Annotated in this window: 14 protein-coding genes and 1 riboswitch; of the genes, 4 read left to right on the top strand and 10 right to left on the bottom strand. The window is 61.7% G+C overall.

What is annotated here, in order from left to right:
- Nucleotides 1–236: S-layer homology domain-containing protein (locus WMO45_RS13220; protein ID WP_349141354.1), on the top strand; the 236-nt coding region annotated here is incomplete at its 5' end.
- A 108-nt stretch (nt 237–344) separates the two neighbouring features.
- On the opposite strand, the gene WMO45_RS13215 is transcribed toward WMO45_RS13220, so the two are convergent.
- The 9 genes from WMO45_RS13215 to WMO45_RS13175 all read right to left on the bottom strand — a co-directional run bounded on the left by WMO45_RS13215 (nt 345) and on the right by WMO45_RS13175 (nt 11,507).
- Entirely contained in the window at nt 345–2,204 is a 1,860-nt protein-coding gene (locus tag WMO45_RS13215) for a sigma-54 interaction domain-containing protein (protein WP_349141353.1), read from the bottom strand.
- 124 nt (nt 2,205–2,328) lie between these two features.
- Nucleotides 2,329–3,747, bottom strand: coding sequence for a Na+/H+ antiporter NhaC family protein (locus tag WMO45_RS13210; RefSeq protein ID WP_349141352.1), 1,419 nt, complete (start codon nt 3,745–3,747; stop codon nt 2,329–2,331).
- A gap of 37 nt (nt 3,748–3,784) precedes the next feature.
- Nucleotides 3,785–5,137 (bottom strand): N-acyl-D-amino-acid deacylase family protein, encoded by a 1,353-nt coding sequence (locus tag WMO45_RS13205; RefSeq protein WP_349141351.1) that lies wholly within the window; start codon nt 5,135–5,137, stop codon nt 3,785–3,787.
- Complete coding sequence (lysA, locus tag WMO45_RS13200) at nt 5,121–6,446, bottom strand: diaminopimelate decarboxylase (protein WP_349141350.1); 1,326 nt, start codon at nt 6,444–6,446, stop codon at nt 5,121–5,123. The genes WMO45_RS13205 and lysA overlap by 17 nt, the downstream gene beginning before the upstream one ends.
- A gap of 229 nt (nt 6,447–6,675) precedes the next feature.
- Nucleotides 6,676–7,695 (bottom strand): 1-aminocyclopropane-1-carboxylate deaminase/D-cysteine desulfhydrase, encoded by a 1,020-nt coding sequence (locus tag WMO45_RS13195; RefSeq protein ID WP_349141349.1) that lies wholly within the window; start codon nt 7,693–7,695, stop codon nt 6,676–6,678.
- An 18-nt stretch (nt 7,696–7,713) separates the two neighbouring features.
- On the bottom strand, nt 7,714–8,994 hold the full coding sequence (locus WMO45_RS13190) for a TRAP transporter large permease (RefSeq protein ID WP_349141347.1): 1,281 nt from the start codon (nt 8,992–8,994) through the stop codon (nt 7,714–7,716).
- A 3-nt stretch (nt 8,995–8,997) separates the two neighbouring features.
- Complete coding sequence (locus WMO45_RS13185) at nt 8,998–9,465, bottom strand: TRAP transporter small permease (RefSeq protein WP_349141346.1); 468 nt, start codon at nt 9,463–9,465, stop codon at nt 8,998–9,000.
- 16 nt (nt 9,466–9,481) lie between these two features.
- Nucleotides 9,482–10,528 carry a TRAP transporter substrate-binding protein gene (locus WMO45_RS13180; RefSeq protein WP_349141345.1) on the bottom strand — a complete coding sequence of 349 codons (1,047 nt, stop codon included), beginning with the start codon at nt 10,526–10,528 and terminating at the stop codon, nt 9,482–9,484.
- 31 nt (nt 10,529–10,559) lie between these two features.
- Nucleotides 10,560–11,507 (bottom strand): aminopeptidase, encoded by a 948-nt coding sequence (locus WMO45_RS13175; protein ID WP_349141343.1) that lies wholly within the window; start codon nt 11,505–11,507, stop codon nt 10,560–10,562.
- A gap of 210 nt (nt 11,508–11,717) precedes the next feature.
- Here WMO45_RS13175 and WMO45_RS13170 point away from each other — a divergent pair, with 210 nt between their 5' ends.
- The 3 genes from WMO45_RS13170 to WMO45_RS13160 all read left to right on the top strand — a co-directional run bounded on the left by WMO45_RS13170 (nt 11,718) and on the right by WMO45_RS13160 (nt 19,969).
- Nucleotides 11,718–13,820, top strand: a complete 2,103-nt coding sequence (locus WMO45_RS13170) for a sigma-54 interaction domain-containing protein (RefSeq protein ID WP_349141342.1) — start codon at nt 11,718–11,720, stop codon at nt 13,818–13,820.
- Between the two features lie 571 nt (nt 13,821–14,391).
- Nucleotides 14,392–19,212 carry an S-layer homology domain-containing protein gene (locus WMO45_RS13165; protein WP_349141341.1) on the top strand — a complete coding sequence of 1,607 codons (4,821 nt, stop codon included), beginning with the start codon at nt 14,392–14,394 and terminating at the stop codon, nt 19,210–19,212.
- A gap of 118 nt (nt 19,213–19,330) precedes the next feature.
- Nucleotides 19,331–19,521: riboswitch (cobalamin riboswitch) on the top strand.
- Nucleotides 19,522–19,675: 154 nt separating this feature from the next.
- Nucleotides 19,676–19,969: a hypothetical protein gene (locus tag WMO45_RS13160; protein WP_349141339.1), complete on the top strand. Its 294-nt coding sequence runs from the start codon at nt 19,676–19,678 to the stop codon at nt 19,967–19,969.
- Between the two features lie 262 nt (nt 19,970–20,231).
- Here WMO45_RS13160 and WMO45_RS13155 read toward each other — a convergent pair.
- The coding region (locus WMO45_RS13155) for an S-layer homology domain-containing protein (RefSeq protein WP_349141337.1) at nt 20,232–21,758 on the bottom strand (1,527 nt) is incomplete at its 5' end.

Genomic DNA, 21,758 nt, shown 5'->3' with positions numbered 1-21,758 from the left:
AGCAGCTGGCCGTCATGCTCTACCGCTACGCCGGCTCCCCCGCCACTGAGGGCAGCCTGACCGGCTTTGCCGATGCCTCCTCCGTGTCCGCCTGGGCGCAGGACGCCATGGAGTGGGCCGTGGCCGAGGGCATCCTCACTGGCAAGAACGGCTCTGCTCTGGATCCCCAGGGCACCGCCAGCCGTGCTGAGGTAGCCACCATGCTCATGCGCTTTACCCAGAGTGAGGACAACTAAATCACTCATCCCTTGCCTTGTGCCGGGTCCCGGAGCAAATGCTCCGGGGCCCGGCCCTTTCTATGCAAAAAGGACGGCCGTGCTGTTGCACGGCCGTCCTTTTTGCTCTCAGTTAATTCCATAATGGCGCAGGCGTTCATAGAAGCTGGATTTTTTGATATCCAACTGCTTCATGGCCTGGCGTTTGTCCCCGCCGGCTGCCTCCAGCGCCTGACGGATGGCGCATTCTTCCGCATACTCCAGCTGCTCCCGCAGCGTACCGCCGAACATTCGCTCGGGTACCTCCGTTTCGGCTCCGATGGGGGTGATCTCAATGTCCTCTGGCGTGATAATGCTGCTCTCACTGACCGCCACTGCCCGCTCGATGACGTTGCCCAACTCCCGGATGTTGCCCGGCCAGGTATGATGGAGCAGCTTCTCCACCGCTGAGCCGGAGAGCTTTTTCGGCGGGATATCATATTGGGCGCAGATGGTCTCGGTGAGGCTGCGGCTGAGCAGATAGAGGTCGGAAATACGCTCCCGCAGGGGCGGGATGTACAGGGCAAAGACATGGATGCGGTAATAGAGGTCCTCCCGGAACCGCCCCTCCCCCACCGCCTGCCACAGATTCTGGTTGGTGGCTGAGAGGATGCGCACATCCACATCGGTGGGCTTGGTGGCACCCACCCGGTAAAAGCGTTTGTTCTGGATGGCGTAGAGCAGCTTGACCTGGGCGCTCATGGGGATCTCCCCGATCTCATCCAGGAAAATAGTGCCCCCGTTGGCCTGCTCAAAGTACCCCGGCTTGCCCCCGGCCAGCGCGCCGGTAAACGCTCCGCCCACATAGCCGAACAGTTCGCTTTCAAACAGATCCCGCGGGATGGAGCTGCAGTTGACCTCCACAAAGGGGCCGTCCGGGCGGGACAGGCGGTGGATCTCCCGGGCCAGCTGGGACTTGCCGGTGCCGCTCTCCCCGGTGAGGATGATGTTGCATTTGGCCCGGGCGGCCTTGTAGGCCAGGTATTTTACCCGCTGGATGGGGGGTGAGCTGCCCACAAAGTCCGGAAAGGCGTTGGCAGGCACCCGCATGACGTGGTTGTCGGCGTTGAGGCTGGCCTGCTCCACCTTGGTAATGAGATCGTTGCGCTGGTCCAGCAGCTTGTGCAGCTCGGACAGGTCGGTGAGCTTGAGCACCGCCCCCTCCACCCGCCCGTCCTCCAGCACCGGCAGGATGGAGCAGAGCATGAGGCGCTTGTTGATATACAGCTCCTCCTCCAGGGTGGGCCCACCGCCGCCGGAGAGGACCCGGTCCATCCGGCGGGTCAGCTCGCAGGGCTGGAAGAGCTCAAAAAAGTCCCGGCCCACCACGTCAAATTCCGTGGTGCCGTCGTTTTTGGGCTGGAAGGGACGGCCGTCCAACAGGTCCTTCAGATCCTCCTGGCGGATGGTGCACCCCTTCTCCTGGTAGAATTTGACCGCTCCATCCGCCCCATCCAACACCACCAGATGGGCCATGGAGCGCAGGTAGCGCAGGTAATAGTCCTCCCCGTGGACCCGGATGGTGAGCAGCTTTTCCTGCCGGTCCACCGTGAGGGATACGTCCACCGACCCGCAGCTTCCCTCCAGCGTCAGCTTCTGGGGTGTGGTGTACTGGGTGCAGCGGCGGTAGAGGGGGCGGCACTCCGGCGTACGGAACCGCCCGGCGGCCAGTACCACGTCGCCACAGCGCAGTTCGGGGTCCTGGATATTCAGCAGGGCCAGATCCTCCGGCGTCATACCACCGTCGTCATCCCCCAGCATGTTGTCGGCAATGAGCACCAGATCCCCCGGCCGAATGCACCCCGCCGGATGGGACCGGCCGCCCTGGAGCACCACGCCGGTCATCTCCTTGGCCTTCCGGCTGAACCGGGTAACGATGCCGCCGGCGTCGACGCAGATGATCCCCTCATCCACGATCTCCGTGATGGCATCGATCAGCTTCTGCTCCATCTCCGCGCCCCCTTTCTCTGTCTGTTCCATTATAAAGCACACCGCGTCCCGGCACAAGCACAACAGCGCGCCCCGTCCGGGGATGAGCCGGACGGGGCGCATGAGAGAAGAGAGAGAGGAGAATTCACATCACAAAGCCGAACACCAGATAGAACAGGATGGACAGCCCCGCAAAGGCCAGGCAGTAGGGGGACTGGGTCTTGACGTGATCGATGATGTTGCACCCGGTGGTGGAGCACGTCATGATGGTGGTGTCGGAGATGGGGGAGCAGTGGTCACCGAAGATGCTGCCGGCCCAAACCGCGCCCGCCACCAGGGGGATGCTCACGCCCAGCTGGATGGCCATGGGCAGGCAGATCACAGAGGTGATGGCCATGGTGCCCATGGACGTGCCAGTAGCAAAGGAGATGAGGCAGGCCATCAGGAACACCAGCACGGGCAGCAGCGCCGGGGAGAGGAAGCGCTCAAAGATGGAGCACAGGTACAGCCCGGTGCCCAGCTGGGACACCACGGTGCCCATGGTAAAGCCAAAGACCAGGATCATGGCAATGGAGAGCATGCCGGAGGCGCCCTTGAAGGCCACCTCGATGTACTGGGTGACGCTGTAGATCTTCTGGCTGACACAGAGGATGCCGGCAGCCACCAGGGCCAGGAACACGCCCCAGAGCAGGGCATTCATGCCGTCGCCGTCCAGGGGATTGCCGCTGCCGGTGACCGTGAGCACCGTCAGCACGCCCAGGATGAGCACCACGATGGGAATGATCATGTTGCGGGCCAGAGGACGCTCGGTATCCAGATAGCTCTTGTCGTCCTGTACTTCCTCCATCCGGGTGGCAGAGGGGGCGTCCAGCTGTCCGGTGGTGTCCGCCCGCAGCTCAGCGGCCTTCATGGGGCCGAAGTCCTTGCCCAGCAGGCAGAGCACCAGGGTACCCAGCACAGCCAGCATGCAGTAGAAATTCAGGGGGATGGACTGGACCAGCAGGGTGGCAGCCTGGCTCTCTTCCACGCCGCCGGAGGTGAGGTAGCCGATCATGGACGCACCCCAGCCGCTCAGGGGCAGCAGCACGCACACCGGGGTGGAGGTGGTGTGGACCAGGAAGGCGGATTTTTCGTGGGAGACCTTCATGGCGTCGTTCACCGGCCGGGTGACCGAACCCACCACCAGGCAGCTCAGGGAACCGGAGGTAAACACCAGCACGCCCACCAGCCAGGTAAAGAGGTTGGCCGCCCGCTTGGATTTGATGAGGCCTTTTTTGCGCACCATGAGCTCTACAAAGCCCTCGATGCCGCCGGAGCGTTCAATGATGTAGATGAGCGCTCCGATCATCAGGATCGAGGCGATGACGATGGTGTTGCTGTGACTCTCCAGCGTGGAGACAAAGCCGTTGAGGGTGGCGTTGAGCGCGGCAATGATCTGGAAGCTGTCAATGACGCAGAAGCCGAAGAACACGCCGATGAACAGTGCGATGAACACGTTTTTGGTCAGGATCGCCAATACGATGGTCAACAATGGCGGCAGGATAGATAGAAACCCGTATTCCATAACATACTCCTCCTAACGATTCACAGATGCGGTCCTGCTATTTCCGCACGGACCGGCCCAGCCCGGCACGGACGATCCGGCCGTGGTCCATTGCCACCTCCCCGTTGATGAGCACATAATCCAGCCCCTCCGGCGCGGCGTTGGGCTGGTCGAAGCTGGCCCGGTCCTGGATCCGCTCCAGGTCGAACACCACCACGTCGGCATCCGCCCCCCGGCGCAGGGTGCCTTTGTTGGTCAGCCCCAGTCTGGCCGCCGGCAGGGCGGTCATTTTGGCAATGGCGTCGTCCAGGCTGATACGCCCGGTACGGACATACTGGGCCAAAAACCGGGGGAAGGTCCCCGCCGCCCGGGGATGCCCCTGTCCGTTGTCCATCAGCCCGTCGCTGGCCAGCAGGATATTGGGGTGGAGCAGCGCCAGGTCCACGTCCTCCGGTTTCATCACGTGGCACACGGTGATGGTACGCGGCGCCTCCCGCCGCAGCCAGCGGAAGATCTCCTCATTGCAGCGCTGGCCCTGATAAGGCCCCTCGCACACCTCGATGACCGAGTAGTCGGCCTGATACCGCTCCAGGAATCCCTCGTCGTAGGTGGTCTCCCCGATACGGGTGCTGAAGGCGTAATAGGGGTAGCAATCCCCCGCCAGGTCCATGCCGTTGGCCCGGCAGGTATCCATCATGGCCAGCAGCCGCTCCATCTGGCCAAAGCCGCCCATGCTGCCCACGTGGGAATTCTGCACCGGGATATCCAGTGCCCGGCCCACATCGATGAGTTCCTGCACCGCAGAGAAGATATGCTCGGCGTCGTCCCGCACGTGGGCGGCGATAAACCGATTGCTTCCCCGGCAGCCCCGGGCGGTCGTCACCATCTCCTCCATGGTGATGCCGGGTACATACCGGATGCCGAAGGATACCCCGAAGCACCCTGCCTCCAGCGCCTGGTCGGCCAGGCGGGCGGTGCGCTCCAGCTCGTCGGGAGTAACAGCGGTATATTTATCCTGGTGTCCGGCCTGCTCCCGCAGGAACGTGTGCCCCGCCAGCAGGCCCATGTTGACCGGCCCGCCGTCCCGGTCCATGAGTTCCAGGTACTTTATCGGGGAGACGGTGTTGATCCCGCAGTTGCCGCCGATGGCGGTGGTAACGCCCATGCGCAGCATGGAGGTCATGATGCTGGGGACCAGTCGGTCCTGCTGAGGATCATAGGGGTCCTCGTGCATGTGCAGGTCAATGAAGCCGGGACAGACGTACTTTCCCGCCGCATCCAGGACCACGTCGGCCTCCGGCTCGTCCTGTACCGTGGCCAGTACCCGTCCATCTTCCAGCAGCAGGTTGTTGCGGGCGTGGACTCGGCTGGCCGGGTCCACGATGGTACCGTTTTTAATCAGCGTTCGCATGGTATTCCCCCGTTTCCGGTGTTTCTTCCCCTTCGGGGATCTGGTTGCGGATCAGATCTTCATAACTCTGCCGGCGGACCATCAGCCGGTGCTGCCCCGCCCGGGCCAACACCACCGCCGGGATGGGATTGCAGTTGTAGTTGCTGGCCATGGAGTAACCGTAGGCGCCGGTGGAAAACACCGCCAGCACATCACCGGTCCGGGCCCGGGGCAGCTCCACGTCCCGCAGGAGGATGTCCCCCGACTCGCAGCACTTGCCGCAGACGGTGACCGTCTCCTCCGCCTCCTCGCCGGCCCGGTTGGCCAACATGCCCCGGTAGACCGCCTGATACAGGGCGGGGCGAATGTTGTCCGTCATACCCCCGTCCACCGAGACGTACTTGCGCACACCCGGGATGTCCTTGATGCTCCCCACGGTGTAGAGGGTCAGGCCCGCGTCTCCCACGATGCTCCGCCCCGGCTCAATGACCACTGCGGGCCGCGGCATGCCCAGCTCGTCGTAGCAGGCGGCGATGCGCTCCAGCATGGGGTCCAGATAGTCCCGGTAGGGCCGGCGCTGCTCCGTGGTGTAGCGGATGCCGAACCCGCCGCCCAGATTGAGCTCCCGCACCGGTGCGCCAAAGCGCTGCTTCACCTGCCGCACCAGCTCCAGCACCGCCTCGGTGGCCTGCACATAGGGCTCTACGTCGAAGAGCTGTGAGCCCACATGGAAATGGAACCCCAAAAAGTCGATGTGGGGGGCTTCCAGAGCCCGGGCCACGGCGGGGTAGATGATCTCCTCATCCAGGGGAAACCCGAATTTGGAGTCCTTTTTCCCGGTGACGATATAGTCATGGCTGTCCGCCTTTACCCCCGGCGTCACCCGGTAGAGGACCTTCATCCGCCTTCCCTGGGCTGCGCAGAGGGCTTCAATGGTCTCCAGCTCATGGGGGGCGTCCACAATGATGCGGCCCACGCCATGCTCTACTGCCAGTTCCAGCTCCCGCGGAAGCTTGTTGTTGCCGTTGAATTCGATGCGCTCCGGCGGAAATCCGGCGGCCAGCGCGGTGTACAGCTCGCCTCCCGAGACCACATCGATGCACAGTCCAGCCCGCTCCACCAGTTTACACATGCCCACGGTGCAAAATGCCTTGGCGGCGTAGGCCGCCCGGCTGCCCGGCCAGCGGTCCAGAAAGTCCCGCCGGATTTCGTCAAAATGCTCCTGCATGACCGATTCCGAGTAGACATACAGCGGCGTGCCATACGTTGCGGCCAGTTCGGTGGTGTCGCATCCGTCGAAAAACAGCGTTCCGTTTTTGATCTCTATCATAGCATCGGTCCTCCTTTTTGGTACCGCCCGTAGAAAAAGCAGATTTTGTGCCAACTTCTGTCCGCTGCCCGCCATGCGCCGTCTCCCAAGGGCTTGGGGCACAATACCGCAGACCGGCTCCGGCCTTGATCGTCCGGTTTTTTGGAATATTCCAGTTCCTGTATTCCACGTTTTCGGAATCTCTCAACAAAACAACCCCCACAAGGGTCCGGCCCTTGTGGGGGTTGTTTCAGAACAGCTCGGAGTGGGCGAAGTTGGCGACCCCGCCGCCCGTGTGCAGGAAGACCACCGTATCCGACCGGGTCAGAATGCCTTTGCGGATCAGATCGATCATTCCGGCAAAGGCCTTTCCCGCATAGGTGTGGCACAGGACCAGCCCCTCGGTCTCGGCGGCGATGCGGACGGCCTCCAGCGCCTGCTGGGTAACGGCGCCGTAGCCCTGGCCGATGTAGTCGTAATTGACCGAGATCTCCTGGCTCTCAAAGTGCTCCCCCACGCACCCCAGCATCTGCATGGTGGCGTTGCACAGCTCGGCGATCTCCTCTTCCTTGGGCCGGGTATGGTGGCTGACACTGATGCCCAGCATCTTGGTCCCCGCGCCGGACAGGCGCAGGCCGCACTCGATGCCGGCCTGGGTCCCGCCGGTCCCTGTGGCCGCGATGAGGTAATCCGCCCGGATGCCCAGCGTCTGCATCTGGTCGTTGAGCTCATCCACGGCGTTGATGTACCCCAGGTTGCCCAGGGGTGTGGCGCCTCCCAGCGGGAGCAGGAAGGGCCGCCGCCCCATCGCCCGGTAGTCTGCGGCGATCTTCCCCGTCACGGGGAAAACGCCCTGGATCTCCTGGTCCTCCAGCGCCTGGGTCACGTTGGGGTCGTAGATAAGCTTGGCCCCCATAATGTGGTCCAGCAGCAGATTCCCCTGGCAGTCCTGGGGCATCTCCCCCTCCAGTACCGCCACAGCCTCCATACCCAGCTTCCGGGCCACCGCCACGGTCTGCCGGACCCAGTTGGACTGCACGCCTCCCAGAGTGATGAGGGTGTCCGCCCCCTGTTCCACTGCCTGAGGCATGAGAAACTCCAGCTTCCGGGTTTTGTTCCCGCCAAACGCCAGGGCGGTCAGATCATCCCGCTTGATGTAGATCTGCGGCCCACCCAGATAGTCTGTCAGGTTGGGAGCAAACTCCAGCGGGGTGGGCAGCGGCGTCAGGGGCAGCCGGGGATAGCCCGCAATCATCTGTTTGATATCCATGTTACTACCCCTAATCGTTTAAAGTAGGCTCGGCAGCAGAAGGGTCAGCGGCGGGACATAGGTCACAATGAGCAGCGCCACGACCAATGGAACATAGAGCGGCAGCAGCTCCCGCAGCACCTTGTGAGCCGGCACATTTCCCACCGTGGCCACGGTGTACAGCCCCACGCCGAAGGGGGGCGTCAGCATACCGATGGTCAGGTTGAGCACCAGGATAACGCCCAGATGGATGGGGTCTACCTGAATGGCCGCAGCCACCGGCAGCAGGATGGGAGTGAGGATGGTCAGCGCGGAGATGGTCTCCATGAACATCCCCACCAGCAGCACCAGAATGTTAATGAGCAGCAGAATGAGCACCGGATGGTCGGCCAGATTCAGGAAGGCCCCTGAGACCATCTCCGGGAAGTGCTCCAGGGTGAGGACCTTGGTAAAGAAGGCAGCCACACCGATGATGATAAAAATGTTGCAAATGGTCTTATAGGTCTCGATGATGGAATCTTTCAGGATCTTGAAGGAGAACTTGCCCTTGATGGCCTCCACGATCAGGATATACAGCACAGCGGCGGCGCCGGCCTCGCTGGGGCTGAACAGTCCGGTGAGCATGGAGACGATAATGGCGGGGATGAGGAAGAGGATATGCAGGGCCTGCTTGGTGGCCTGCCACAGGCTCTCCTTGGCCGCAAAGCGCTGCTCCTGCTCCGATGCACGGGGCTTGAGTTTGCTCCGGCACTGGAAGGAGATAAAGAGATACATCACGATCACGATGGCAAAGGCGGGCAGCATACCGGCCATCAGGCAGCTCAGGGAGGAGGTCTGGGCCAGCACCGCGAAGATGAGCAGCGGGATGCTGGGCGGGAAGATGGGCCCCACCATGGAGGTAGCCGCCGTCAGCGCGGCCGCGTACTCCCGGGAGAAGCCCTCCTCCTCCATGGCCTTGATCTCCACCTGCCCCAGTCCGCCGATGTCGGCCACCGCCGCGCCGGACATACCGGCAAAGATCAGACTGACGATGATGTTGACCTTGGCGGTGTAGCCCTTGGCGTTGCGCATGAGCACCCGGCAGAAGTGGAACAGGTTGGAGGTCTCCCCAAAATTGTTGATGAGGCAGCCCATGAGGATAAACAGTGGGCTGGCCACCAGCGGGAAGGAGTTGAGCGACTGGAAAATGGAATAGGCCATGGTGGAGGGCGGCAAACCTTCCACGATCACGTAGAGCAGCGAAGGCACGCCCATGGCCACCACAATGGGAAATCCGCCCAGCAGCAGGACGAGAAACAGGATCAAAACAATGGCAAGCAATCCTCACACCTTCTTTCGGATCTCCTTGATGAGGCCCAGTATGGCAAACAGGCCCCACAGGACAGAAAAGACGATCATTACGGTATGCAGCCAGGGATAGGGGATTCCGGCGGCATGGGTCTTCAGCACCCGGATCTGGGGGAAGAGCTGGGCCTCGCCGGCCAGAATGCCGGCCACGCACAGCAGGATCAGCACCCGGCTGATGATGCGGCACACCTTTCGTCCCGCGGGGCCCATCTTTTCTTGAAGGAACTCCACCCGCAGGTGAGAGTCATAGCGCTCTACAATGGGCAGGCCCACAAAAATCATGGCAATGAGGGAAAAGGTAGCCACTTCCTCTGGAAACTTCAGAGGCAGATTGAAGATGGAGCGGGTAATGATCTGCAATCCGATCACGCCAATGATGAGGACATTGATGGCGATCTCCAGCCAGTCCACCACCCGTTCAAAGCCATCCAGCGCTTTTTTCATAACAGCCTCCCGTGTCTCAGCTCTCCTCCAGGTAATCCATGATCTCCTGGAAGATATCGCCCCACTCCTCCTGGAACTTCTCGCTCACCTCGTCCCGGATGCGCTCGGTGTCAAAGGACAGCTCATCGGCCTCGATGATGGTCATGCCCTTTTCCTCCATGGCGGCCCGGGCTTCGTCCTCGCTCTCGGCAAAGCTGTCATAGACGGCCTGCCGGGCTTCCACACCCGCCTGCTCCAGGATCTGCTGGTCCTCCTCGGAGAGCTTGGCCCAGCTGGTCTCGTTGATGAACACGCCGGACAGGGTGGGATTGTGGCCGGTCATGATGCAGTAGTGCTCGATCTCGTGCAGGCCGGTGTCCACGATATTGGAGAAGGGCATGCCGGTGCCGTCGATCATGTTGGTCACCAGGGAGGTGATGACCTCGCCCCAGCCCATGGGTGTGGGGGTGGCGCCCATGGCGCTCATGGTCTCCATGAAGATCTTGCTGGGGATGACCCGGATCTTCATACCCTTCAGGTCGGCCTCGGAGTACACCGGCTTGTTGGTGGTGAGCAGATTCTGGTTGCCCCAGGAGTAGGTGGCCACCAGGCGTACGCCCGAGCCCGCCAGCTCCTCGTTGAGCCGGTCCATGATGGGAGAGTCGGGATCGGTCACCTTAAACAGATCCTCGTCACTCTCAAAGAGATAGGGCGCCTCCAGGATGGAGAGGGCGGGGCACAGATCGGTGACTTCGCTCACGTCGTGCTGGCTCAGATCGGCGATGCCGGTCTGAGTGCCTTCGATGTTGTTGGCCGTCAGGGTACCGCCGAAGTAGTTTTCGATGATGACCCGCCCCTCGGTGCGCTCCTCCACCAGTTCCTTAAAGGTCAGGCAGAAGACGCCGGCCGGGGACTGCTCACCGTTGACGTCGCTGAATTTCAGTACAATGGGCTCTCCGCCCCCTTGGGTATCTGAGGTCCCACCGGCAGGATTGGTCTCAGCGGCAGGTGAATTGGAACAACCGGCGCACAGCAGGGTGGGGATCAGCAGCAGGGCAGCCAGGGCGGTGATTCGCTTTTTCATGGAACATCCTCCTGTCTTTTTTCTGTTGGGGTCAGCAAAGGACCCCGTCCTTCATGAACAGCTGTTGGTCAAACCAGATGGTAGGTTTCCAGTACACCAGATCCAAATGCTGTGGACACGCGTTCCCCCCTCCAAATCCTGTATTGCTGCCCAGGGCGAAATGCCCCGTGCCATAGATTCCCTCGTCGATGACAATGCTTCCGCAGGGACGGGCACAGGGATTGAGCCCCACGGCAAATTCGGCCAGCACATCTCCGCCGGGCACGGCGTGCACCCGCTCGGCCAGCTGCTGCGCCTGCCGGCCGCCCCGGATTTCCACCGCGCGGCCGTTCTCAATCTTCAGCACCACCGGCTCCTCCAGCAGGCCCAGGCCCGTCCCGCTCAGGTCGGCCGCCAGGGTGCCCTCCGCCGTTCCCTCCAGCGGGGCGATATAGACCTCCATATCGGGCACCGCGGCCATGACCCCCGGTTCCAGGCAAGTGCCAGGGCAGCAGCTGGACCGCCGTCCGTCGATGCGGAAGGTCAGGTCGGTCCCCCCCGGTGCGGTGACCCGGACACCGCAGCCCCGGTCAAATGCCGCCCGGACGGTCTCTACCCGCTCCCGCAGGCCTTCAAAGTCCGCTTCCAGCGCCGGGTTGGTTAAAAAGTCCTCCGGCGCCTCCGTCATGGTCACCACCCGGCCGCCCCGCCGGATGCACGCCCCGGTAGCCGGAGCATACCCCAGGGTCTGCGTGGTCACCCCAAAGACCACATCGGCAGCCTCAATGGCGGCCGCCACCGGCCGGGGCACTTCCCCCGCCGGCAGGCTCCCGTCGAACAGCAGCTGTACACAGCACGCCCCCCGGGCTGTGCAGGCCCGAAACAGCCGCTGAGCGATGTCCGGCGGACGCAGGGTATCGGTGACGATCGCCACCGTTTCCTCCGGCCGGACCCCGACGCAGTCCCGAACAATCCGGGCCGCGCCTTCCATGGCAGTCATACCTCTCTCCTCCTTCGTCTAAATGGTAGATGGGAACCGTTCCTTCACTCAGGAATAGGAGCAACTTCCATGCCAACCCTTTTTTCCGACAAGTTTTGCTATTTTCCCTCTTTTTTTGCACACAGGGCTTCTGTTGTACCACTTCTCTTCTTTTCAATGGGTTAATTAAATGTTATAATTACCCCATTAACTCCCAAAGGAGGCGGTCCCATGGCAGCAAAACGGGTCGCGGTGGTGACCCTGTCCACGGCGGTGGTCCGTTTCTACACCGAGCAGCTCTACGCCCTCTTCGGCGACCTCATTGAGGTGATCCCCTACAGCTTTGAGGACGGCTCTGCCTACCAGATCAAACCGGCCGACCTGGTGATCGTCTCCACCAGCGCCACAGAGAGCTATCAGGTGGCCCAGCAATGGCTGCCGCCGGGGAGTCTGACCATCATTTCCAGCATCACCATTACAAAGCCGGCTCTGGAACAGCTGCTGGCTCTTCCCAGGGGTACCCGCGCCCTGCTGGTCAACCTCAGCCTGAAGATGGCCATGGAGGTCATTTCCGACCTGCACCATCTGGGGGTCAATCACATTGAATTCATCCCCTTCTACCCCTTTGCCGAGCCGGAACCCGGAGTCGACCTGGCCATCACGCCGGACGAGGTGCGCTATGTCCCCTCTCACATCAAGACGGTCATCAATCTTGGCCAGCGCACCTTTGACGTGTCCACCATTACCGAGATTGCCCTGAAGCTGGGGTATGAATCTCTTCTGGAGACCGAGCCCTTCCAGCGGTATTTCCGCATGCTGCCCGGGGACAACTACAGCATCAAGCATCTGTTTGCCAAAAAATATCAGCTGGAGACCCGCTTTGACATGCTGCTGAGCGTGCTGGACATGGGGGTCATCGGCGTGGACCATCAGATGCGTATTTTTGCCTGCAACCAGGAGGCCCAGAAGATTTTGGGCATGTCGCCGGAGCGGGTCATGGGGAAGAGCGCCACAGAAACCATGCCTTTTCTCCCCTTCGGGACCGGTGCTGCACCCGAGGAACAGCCGCGCAGCAGCCTGGTGCGCTATTGCGGCAAACACATCAATGTCAGCGTGTTCCCCGTGGTACGGCGGGGGGAATATCTGGGTGCCTTTGCCCTGCTTCAGGATTTTACCGCCGAGGAAAACAAGCAGCATAAGATGCGGGCCCAGCTGCTCTCACGGGGTCACAAGGCCAAATACACCTTTGAGGACATATTGGGTGCCAGTCCGGCCATTGAAAAAACCAAGCAGATCGCCAAAAAAATGGCTCTGACCGATTTGCCGGTACTCATCGTGGGGGAAAGCGGCACGGGAAAGGAACTTTTCTCCCAGGCCATCCACAACTACTCCCCCCGCCGGGACGGACCGTTTCTGGCCATCAACTGCGCCTCCATCCCCGACACACTTTTGGAGAGCGAGCTTTTCGGCTACGAGGAGGGGGCTTTTACCGGCGCCAAAAAGGGCGGCAAGCTGGGCCTGTTCGAATTTGCCCATCACGGCACCCTGCTGCTGGACGAGATCGAGGGGATGAGCCCCAATCTCCAGGTAAAGCTGCTGCGGGTCATTCAGGAGAAGGAAGTCATGCGGGTGGGCGGCAATAAAATCATTCATGTGGACGTGCGCCTCATCGCCGCCAGCAACCGGAATCTGGAGGAGATGGTGGAGTCCAATACCTTTCGAAAGGACCTGTTTTACCGGCTGAACACCCTTCCCCTGACCATTCCGCCGCTGCGGGAACGGGGCGAGGACATTCTGCTGCTTCTGGAGGCCATCAAGCGCTCCCTGGGCATCTCCTTCCAGCTCTCTCCGGCCGCCCGGCAGGCTATTTTGTGCTACCCCTTCCCCGGCAATGTGCGGGAACTCATCAATTATGTAGAGTACCTTTCCTGTGTGGGCGGTTCCTATATTGACACCGACGCTCTGCCCGCTGCCATTCAGCGCCACCTGGAACAGCAGGCCGCCCCCGCTCCGCTGCCCCTGTCCCAACCGGCCGCCGCGCTCTCCCACATGGCCGGCTGCCCATTCCTGCTGCGGGCACTGTGTCAGGAGGAACACAGCGCCGCAGGACTGGGCCGGCGCACCCTGTACCGCAAGGCCCTGGACGCCTGTCTCCCCCTGTCTGACCATGAGATCCGCCAGGCGCTGCACCACATGCAGTCTATGGGACTGGTGAGCATTGCCCGGGGCCGGGGTGCTACCCGCATCACCCCGGAAGGCCGGCGGATCGCTCAGGAACTGGAACGGCTGGACGCCATGGAACCTTCAAACCCACAGGCCTGGCCGGGAACTTGATCCAGGCCTGCTGGGTGTGAGCGCTGGTTTAGATATGCTGTGCATATTTCGAGTGATAACGAGGGCATCCCCGTCCCGGAGACGGCACGTCCCATTTTGAAAACCGGCATTTCATCGTCGAAAAAAGGCGATGAAATGCCGGTTTTTTATTTAGCATTGACATTCTGAATTTCTATGTTATACTTAGCTAGTGTAATAAAGTATTTTGCGTAAATTCTTTGGAATGCTTTTCTACGATTGACGTTCAGACCACTTTCTTTCCGCCGGCGGCGGAACCTTTTCCTTCGCGTGCGCCGGGTACAAGCTTGGACAGATCGGATTTGTCCAGGGACGGAAACAATGAGGGCCGCGGCACGTTCTGCCGCTCGTCTTTATATGTGATACGTGCAAAGGCGCACCGTGCTGTGACAGGACAGGCATGGTGCGCGCTTTTCTTTATTAGGCAGTCAAAAGAGGGACAAAACTGGCAGAGCAACGCTTTTCCGCTCCGGGAGGCCCTGCTCCCGGCGGTATATCCGCATGTTCTGCTGTTTTGAAATTGAAAAAAGGGAGATTGGAAATGAGGAAACACATGAAGCAAACCATGGCTCTGCTCCTCGCGCTGATCATGACGCTCGGTCTGGTTCCCGCCGCCGGCGCCGCAGATGTGCAGGATCAGGCCGCGGATCTGCGCAGCGAGTTCACTCCGTCCGCAGATGCCGCCAATGCCATCGACCCTGAAGAATGGGTCACCGTGATCGTGGAACTCAAGGGCGAGACCACCCTAGACGTGGATGAATTCGTGGAAGAGTTCCGTCAGGACAGCGTTGGCTACTCTACCGACACCACTGTGGCCGCTTACCGCGCCAGCATGGTGGATGAGCAGACCGACATCCAGACTCAGATTGAGGCAATGGTACCCAATGCGGAGTTCCGTTACCACTATACCAACCTGCTCAACGGCTTCGCTGCCCGCGTCCAGTACAAGGATATCGAGGCCATCAAGAGCCTGGACAGCGTCCTGGACGTGTACATGACTCAGTCCTATGACTACTCTGATTCCTGGGAAGAGGATGAGGAGTCTTTGGAGTACATCTCTCTGGAGGATTACTATGAGCTCTACGGCGGCGACGGCGTGGCGCTGGACGACGGCTATTACACCGATGCCAGTGTCCTCTCCGACCAGGGCTCCGTGGATCAGATGCACCTGCAGGCCGCCTGGGACCGGGGCTACACCGGCGCCGGCAAGGTGATTGCCGTGTTCGATTCCAGCCTGCGCTACACCCACGAGCTGTTCTCCTACATGGATCCCGAGATCGCCGCCGAGAAGCCCGGCAACTATAAGACCAAGGAGGGTCTGCTGACCACCATCCAGAACAACGCCGACACCCTCAACCTGTTTGATTCCGGCTGGGGCAGCTGGTTCCATCAGCGTCCCACGGAGGATACCGGCTTCAGCGAGGAGGTCCAGGCGGCCATCCGCAACGGCGACTTCTGGTACAATGAGAAGGTTCCCTTCGCTGTGGACTACATGGACGGCGACCTGGAAGTCTGGGACGGCGATTCCAGCAGCCACGGTACCCACGTCTGCGGCATCGCGGCCGGCAACCCCGGCCCCAAGGATCCGGAACAGCCGGTCAGCATGGACAACGTCAACGGCGTGCTGGGCAGCGCCTATGACGCGCAGATCATGTTCTTCAAGGTGTTCAGCGAACACGACGACTTCGGCCAGGAGAGCGACGAGGCCGTATTTGCCGCCCTGGACGACGCTGTAACGCTGGGCGCCAACGCCTTCAACCTGTCTCTGGGCATTCCCAACGGCTTCACCACCATGAACACCTATGCCCAGGCCGGCTATCAGAAGGCCTACAACCGCGCCACCGCCGCCGGCATCTCCATCGCACTTTCCGCCGGCAACGATACCCGTGACAGCCGCCCCGGCGCGCTGGTCTCCGGCTATACCACCCTGCTGCCCAACAACTCCAAGGTTGGTTTCTCCGGCAGCCTGTTCTCCCCCATGACGGTAGCCTCCGCACAGGGCACGGGCTACAGCTACAAGAGCTACTATTATGACACCACCATGACCATCACCGATGGTGAGGGCGCTCCCATCGAGGGTCTGGATGCCATTACTGTGACCGATAACAACGCCACCGCCGTGGGCACCAGCCTGACTGGCACCTATGAGATCGTGGACTGCGGCCTGGGCAGCACCGAGGAGATCCTGGCTGCCACCAGCAGTGAGACGCTGGAAGGCGCCCTGACCGGTAAGATTGCGCTGGTCCAGCGCGGCGATCTGACCTTCCTGGAGAAGGGCGAGAACGCCTTCAAGGCCGGCGCCGCGGGCGTCATCATGGCCAACAACGCCGACTCCAGCTCCAACCTGTCCGCCTCTCAGATCTACGCTGAGATCCCCACCTTCGGTATGTTCGCCTCCAGCCTGTATGGAACCTTCCAGACGGCACTGGAATCCGGTACCGTTCAGGTGAGCTTCCAGAGCGAAGAGAAGTCTCAGGAAAATTCCCGCACCTATTCTGACAGCGGCCCTGCCGGCTCCACCTCCTGGGGCATTACCGAGGCCCTGCGTCTGAAGCCCGACATCATGGCTCCCGGCGGCAGCATTCTGTCCGCTGGCGCCGCCTCCGATACCGCTCTGGTAACCAAGAGCGGCACCTCCATGGCCTCCCCCAATATGGCCGGCGGTTTCCTGCTGGTTCAGCAGTATGTAGATGAAAACCTGGCCCTGTTCGGTGTGGAGCCCGGTACCGAGGAGTACAACAACCTGGTCAACCAGCTGGTTGCCAGCACGGCCACCGTGTACGCCCCGCTGGACAGCGAGGGTACCGGCCGTCAGAACAAGTACTTCTCTCCCCGCCGTCAGGGTGCCGGCCTGGCCAACATCGATGCGGCCACTTCTACCAAGGTGGTGCTCCACAACGACACCGTCTACAACCCCGAGACCGGTGAGGCCCCCCGCACCAAGGTGGAGCTGTTCGACAAGCTGGGTGATACCTTCACCTTCCACTTCACCCTGGACAACTACAATGACACCGCCCGCACGTTCAACGTACTCTCCTGCCTGCAGACCGACGCCACCACGGAGAGCGCCGGCCGCAACAACATCGTCACCAGCAACAGCAACGGCACCGATATCGACCCCATTGAGGACGCTGTGATGACCGTCTCTGCGGTCAGCGGTGACGCCACCATCGACACCGACTCTGCCAACATCAACCGCTATGCCGACGGTACTTCCGCCGCTGTGGTGAGCGTTCCCGCCAATTCCTCCACCGAGATCACCATCACCGTGGAGCTGGATCCCGACACCATGGCAGCCTATGACGAAGTCTATCCCAACGGCATGTTCCTGGAGGGCTATGTGTTCTTCGACTCCGATGTGGAAGACGTGAACATCCCCTTCCTGGGCTTCCGCGGCGACTGGACTCAGGCCCCCATCTTTGACCTGGCCACCGCCTACGATGACATCAGCGCTCTGGAGACTACCGACCTCAATTACCCCTTGTACTATGCCACCACCATGGCCACTCTGCTGGACAACGGCGGCACTTCCTACGAAGCGGTACTGGGTGCCAACCAGTTCACTGAGGCATCCTGGCCCGGCTATGCGTACAACGACCGGTACAATTCTGCCCGCACCTATCTCTCCACCCTGCGTGACAGCGGCAACTTTAGCGGCGACTACTCCGCCATCTCCCCCAACGGCGACGGCTTTGCCGATCTGGCTTATGCCAACCTGCTGCTGCTGCGCAACGCCAAGGCGATCTGCGTCGTGATCACCGATGCCGAGGGCAACGTGGTCAAGACCATCGGTCCCGAGTTTGAGTACTTCGAAGCGCTCAACAGCGACGGCAACCAGACCCAGCAGGTGGCCGCCACTTACGGCACCAAGTATAAGCGCAACATGGCCTGGGACGGCACCGATGCCGACGGCAAGGTTGTGGCGGATGGCCAGTACAATTACAAGCTGGTGGCCATGGTTGAGTATGAGTTCCTGAACACCGAGGGCTGCATCCCCACCGACAACACCTGGGATAAGGACAATCACACCATGACCGGCATGACCGACGCCTACAAGCAGACCGTGCTGGATGCCCTGCTGAACTCTGAGACTGCTCAGTCTATCTCCATGCCCGTTAAGGTGGACACTGTGGCCCCCGCCATCGTGGCCACCCCCATCACGGACGGCAAGTGGAACGTACAGATTGATGACGCTGGCGGCATCCAGGCTCTGGCCCTCTATTACAAGGGCGAGCGTCTGGGCAGCACCGAGGTAATCAACGCCACTTCCGTTACCAAGAACTATGACCTCAACGAACTGATCGACTCCTTCGGCGACGTCCTCGGTTCCGCCACCTTTGATCCCGCTCAGTTGGAGCTGCAGGTCGTAGACTATGCGTTCAACCTCTCCAGCGTAAAAGCCACTGAGTCGGTCAGCACTTTGAGCGTCACTCCTGCCAACACCTCCGTCTCCAAGGACGGCAAGCTGACCCTGACCGCTACCAGCGAACCCGCTATTGCTGACGGCGCTGTATACCAGTGGTATAAGAGCACCAACAGCGACGGCAGCGATGCCAAGGTTGTTGAGGGTGCTACCGGCGCCACCTGCACCGTGGATACCACCACTGTGGGCACCTATTACTATTACTGCGTAGTCGGCGGCATCCAGAGCAACATCGCCACCGTAGATGTGGTCAATTCCGACTCCGGCTCTTCCGGCGGCGGCTCTTCCGGCGGTGGTTCTTCCTCCGGCGGCAGCTCTTCCGGCGGTTCTACTTCCGGCGGCAGCACTTCCGGTGGTTCTACCTCCGGCGGCAGCACTTCCGGCGGCTCCACCTCTCAGCCTGAGCAGCCGGTTGCCTTCTCCGATATCTCCGGCCACTGGGCTGAGCAGGAGATCAAGGCCGCTGTGGAGGCCGGCCTGTTCACCGGCACCAGCGACACCACCTTCAGCCCCGACGTGACCCTCAGCCGCGCCATGTTCACTACCGTGCTGTGGCGTATGGCCGGTTCTCCCGCCGCTTCCGGCACCTCTACCTTCTCCGACGTGACTTCCGGCACCTGGTACTATGACGCCGTGGTGTGGAGCGCCGCCAACGGTATCGTCAACGGCGTGGCCGAGGGCGTGTTTGATCCCAATGGCCAGATCACCCGCGAGCAGATGGCCGCGATGCTCTACCGCTATGCGGAGTTCGCCGGCAAGGCCACCGATTCCATCCAGCCTCTGGTCGCTTTTGGCGACGCCGACTCGGTCTCTGACTGGGCCGTCTCCGCTGTGGCCTGGGCTGTGGACAACGGTTACATCACCGGCAAGCCCGGCAACCTGCTGGATCCCCAGGGTCTGGCCAGCCGTGCCGAGGCGACTGTGATTGTCAACCGCTTCCTGAGCGAGTAATGCACAGGTAAGAAAAGCACCGCATCCCACCGGGATGCGGTGCTTTTTCTGTCCTCAGGCCGGTCGGGCCGCACCCTTGACAAGCCTCTGGCTATCCTTTAGAATGGAAACAAGCTTATATCGCATCAACCCACCAAGTGCCCGGCATCCGCCGGGTGAAAAGGGAATCGGGTGAAATTCCCGAGCGATCCGGTCACTGTAAACGGGGAGCGCACTGCAATCGGCCATTGTTCTGTCCCGGACAGAGCGAGAAGGCGCGGTGCGCGTAGAGCCGCAAGCCAGGAAACCTGCTTGGATGGGTGGATAGGGAACTTCCGCAGAAAGAGACCTGTCCGGTGTTGCCGTATCCAGCCGGCCCCTGGCAGTCCGCTTTCGGAAGAAAGCGGATTTTTTGTATTTTCCCGCCAGCAGACCGGTCTGTCGGCAGCCCCCGGGCGCACCGTGCCACAGGAGGGGCAGACCAATGAGAAAACGAAACAGGAACCCATTCCACCGCTCGTCAAAGAAACCCGTCCCGGTCCGCCGGCCGGAGCAGGCCATGTATACGCCGGCTCAGCGGGCCCAGCTGGAGGCTCTGGATGCCCTCTGTGGACGACTGGGCCGCACCCCCATGCGGGAGGAGCTTCCACCCTGTCTGCGCATGGGGCTGGCCGCCTCCTTCGGCACCCTGCGCAACGCCTTTTTTCAGCTTGGCAGGGCCCCTCTGTCGGCTCAGGAAGTCCGCACTCTGCGCCATAGCTTTCCTTCCGGTCATTGAGCAACTGAAAACAGAAAACAGAGCGCCGCCTCCCGCTGGGAGGCGGCGCTTTTGTTTTGTCTGTCCGTCAGCTCTCATCCAAGCAGGTGTAGACGCGGAGATACTGCTGCTGGTCCAGCCAGCCGCTTCCCTGGCACTGCCGGACATCTGCCATCCTGAATCTCCAGTTCCGAACTCTCAACCCGCCCGGTCCGTGCAAAAGCAAGCATCGGGCCCCGGAGCAAATGCTCCGGGGCCCGATACAAGATAAGACCTGAATGATTCAGTTGTTTTCGCTCTGGGTAAAGCGCATGAGCATGGTGGCTACCTCAGCGCGGCTGGCAGTGCCCTGGGGATCCAGAGCGGAGCCGTTCTTGCCGGTGAGGATGCCCTCGGCCACCGCCCACTCCATGGCGTCCTGTGCCCAGGCGGACACGGAGGCGGCGTCGGCAAAGCCGGTCAGGCTGCCCTCCGTAGCGGGGGAGCCGGCGTAGCGGTAGAGCATGACGGCCAGCTGCTCCCGGGTGATGGTGGCCTCGGGGTTGGTGCCGTCGGTGATGCCCTCGGCTACCGCCCAGGCCATGGCCTTCTCATACCAAGTGGCCCCGCCGGTGGTGTCCACGCCATCCAGACGGGCCAGGACGGTGAAGAACATGGCGCGGGTCATGGAGGCGTCGGGGGAGAAGGTGGTGTCGGAGGTGCCGTTGAACAGGCCCTCGCTCACCACATACTCCACGGCCTCGCTGGCCCAGTGGGTGGCGGGCACGTCGGAGAAGGCGGGCGTCTCAGGCTCGGTAGGCTCAGTGGTCTCACCGGGCTGCTCAGGCTCAGTGGTCTCGCCGGGCTCCTCGGTCTCGGTGGGAGGCGTGGTGTCCTCATCCTCGGCATCGCTGCCGTCGTTGTAGGAGCCAACCTGCACCAGGCACTGGGCGGTGTAGCCGCCGTCGCTCGTAGTGACAGTGACGGTGGTCATGCCCTCGCCCACCACGGTGAGGTAGCCCACGTCGTTGACGGTGACCACGTTCTCGTCGGCGCTGGTCCAGGTGACCGACTTGTCGTCGGCGTCGGCGGGCTCCACGGTGGCGATGAGCTGCTCACCCCGGGGACCGAAGTTGGAGTACAGGTACACGCTCTCCACGTTCAGCTTCACGCCGGTGACAGCGGTCATTTTGTCCTGCTCAAACACGGCGGTGACGGTGACGTTCTTGGCGGGCATCTGGAAGGTACCTTCCTCGGACACCGTCACGTCCTCACTGGTCCACTCCACAAAGTGCCAGCCCTCAGCGGCCTGGGCGGTCAGGGTCACGGTGTCCCCCTCGGCGGCCGCGGTGGGCGCGGCGGAAGCGTCGCCCTCACCCTGGGTCTTCACGGTAACGGTGTACTGCTCGGGTACCTCACCAACGGTGATGGTATACGTAAAGGTATGGTCCTTAATGTCGGTGACGATCATCTTACTGCCGTCCGAAACGGTGTCGCTCCAGTCCAGAGGCGTGCCCTCCGACGTTACGAACGACACGGTGCAGTTGCCATCCACATCCAGGCCGTTGCGCAGCCGGGCCAGCGTCATGGGGCTTTCGACGGTGATGGTCTTATTGCCCTCGTTGATGGCAAACTCCTGGCTCTTGATGCGCCAGGCAAAGACCTGCAGCTCATGGACGGAGGCGGCGGCCCAGGAAGAGGCGTCACTGCATTTCTGCACGTTCAGGGTCAGGTCCTTGATCTCATTGGTGCCGTTCTCGGTCCAGTGCTCCACCCAGCCGGGGGTGGTGTTGTCGGCAGCGTCCACCACAAAGCCGGTGGGGATGCCAAC

It is taken from the genome of Flavonifractor hominis (assembly GCF_040095835.1).
Lineage (GTDB): Bacteria > Bacillota > Clostridia > Oscillospirales > Oscillospiraceae > Flavonifractor > Flavonifractor hominis.
This window is presented reverse-complemented; position numbering and strand designations above follow the sequence as displayed.

Bases quoted from the DNA above. Each gene is read 5' to 3' on its own strand.
- WMO45_RS13215 (WP_349141353.1), bottom strand. From the start codon at position 2,204: ATGGAGCAGAAGCTGATCGATGCCATCACGGAGATCGTGGATGAGGGG.
- WMO45_RS13210 (WP_349141352.1), bottom strand. From the start codon at position 3,747: ATGGAATACGGGTTTCTATCTATCCTGCCGCCATTGTTGACCATCGTA.
- WMO45_RS13205 (WP_349141351.1), bottom strand. From the start codon at position 5,137: ATGCGAACGCTGATTAAAAACGGTACCATCGTGGACCCGGCCAGCCGA.
- lysA (WP_349141350.1), bottom strand. From the start codon at position 6,446: ATGATAGAGATCAAAAACGGAACGCTGTTTTTCGACGGATGCGACACC.
- WMO45_RS13195 (WP_349141349.1), bottom strand. From the start codon at position 7,695: ATGGATATCAAACAGATGATTGCGGGCTATCCCCGGCTGCCCCTGACG.
- WMO45_RS13185 (WP_349141346.1), bottom strand. From the start codon at position 9,465: ATGAAAAAAGCGCTGGATGGCTTTGAACGGGTGGTGGACTGGCTGGAG.
- WMO45_RS13180 (WP_349141345.1), bottom strand. From the start codon at position 10,528: ATGAAAAAGCGAATCACCGCCCTGGCTGCCCTGCTGCTGATCCCCACC.
- WMO45_RS13175 (WP_349141343.1), bottom strand. From the start codon at position 11,507: ATGACTGCCATGGAAGGCGCGGCCCGGATTGTTCGGGACTGCGTCGGG.
- WMO45_RS13170 (WP_349141342.1), top strand. From the start codon at position 11,718: ATGGCAGCAAAACGGGTCGCGGTGGTGACCCTGTCCACGGCGGTGGTC.
- WMO45_RS13165 (WP_349141341.1), top strand. From the start codon at position 14,392: ATGAAGCAAACCATGGCTCTGCTCCTCGCGCTGATCATGACGCTCGGT.
- WMO45_RS13160 (WP_349141339.1), top strand. From the start codon at position 19,676: ATGAGAAAACGAAACAGGAACCCATTCCACCGCTCGTCAAAGAAACCC.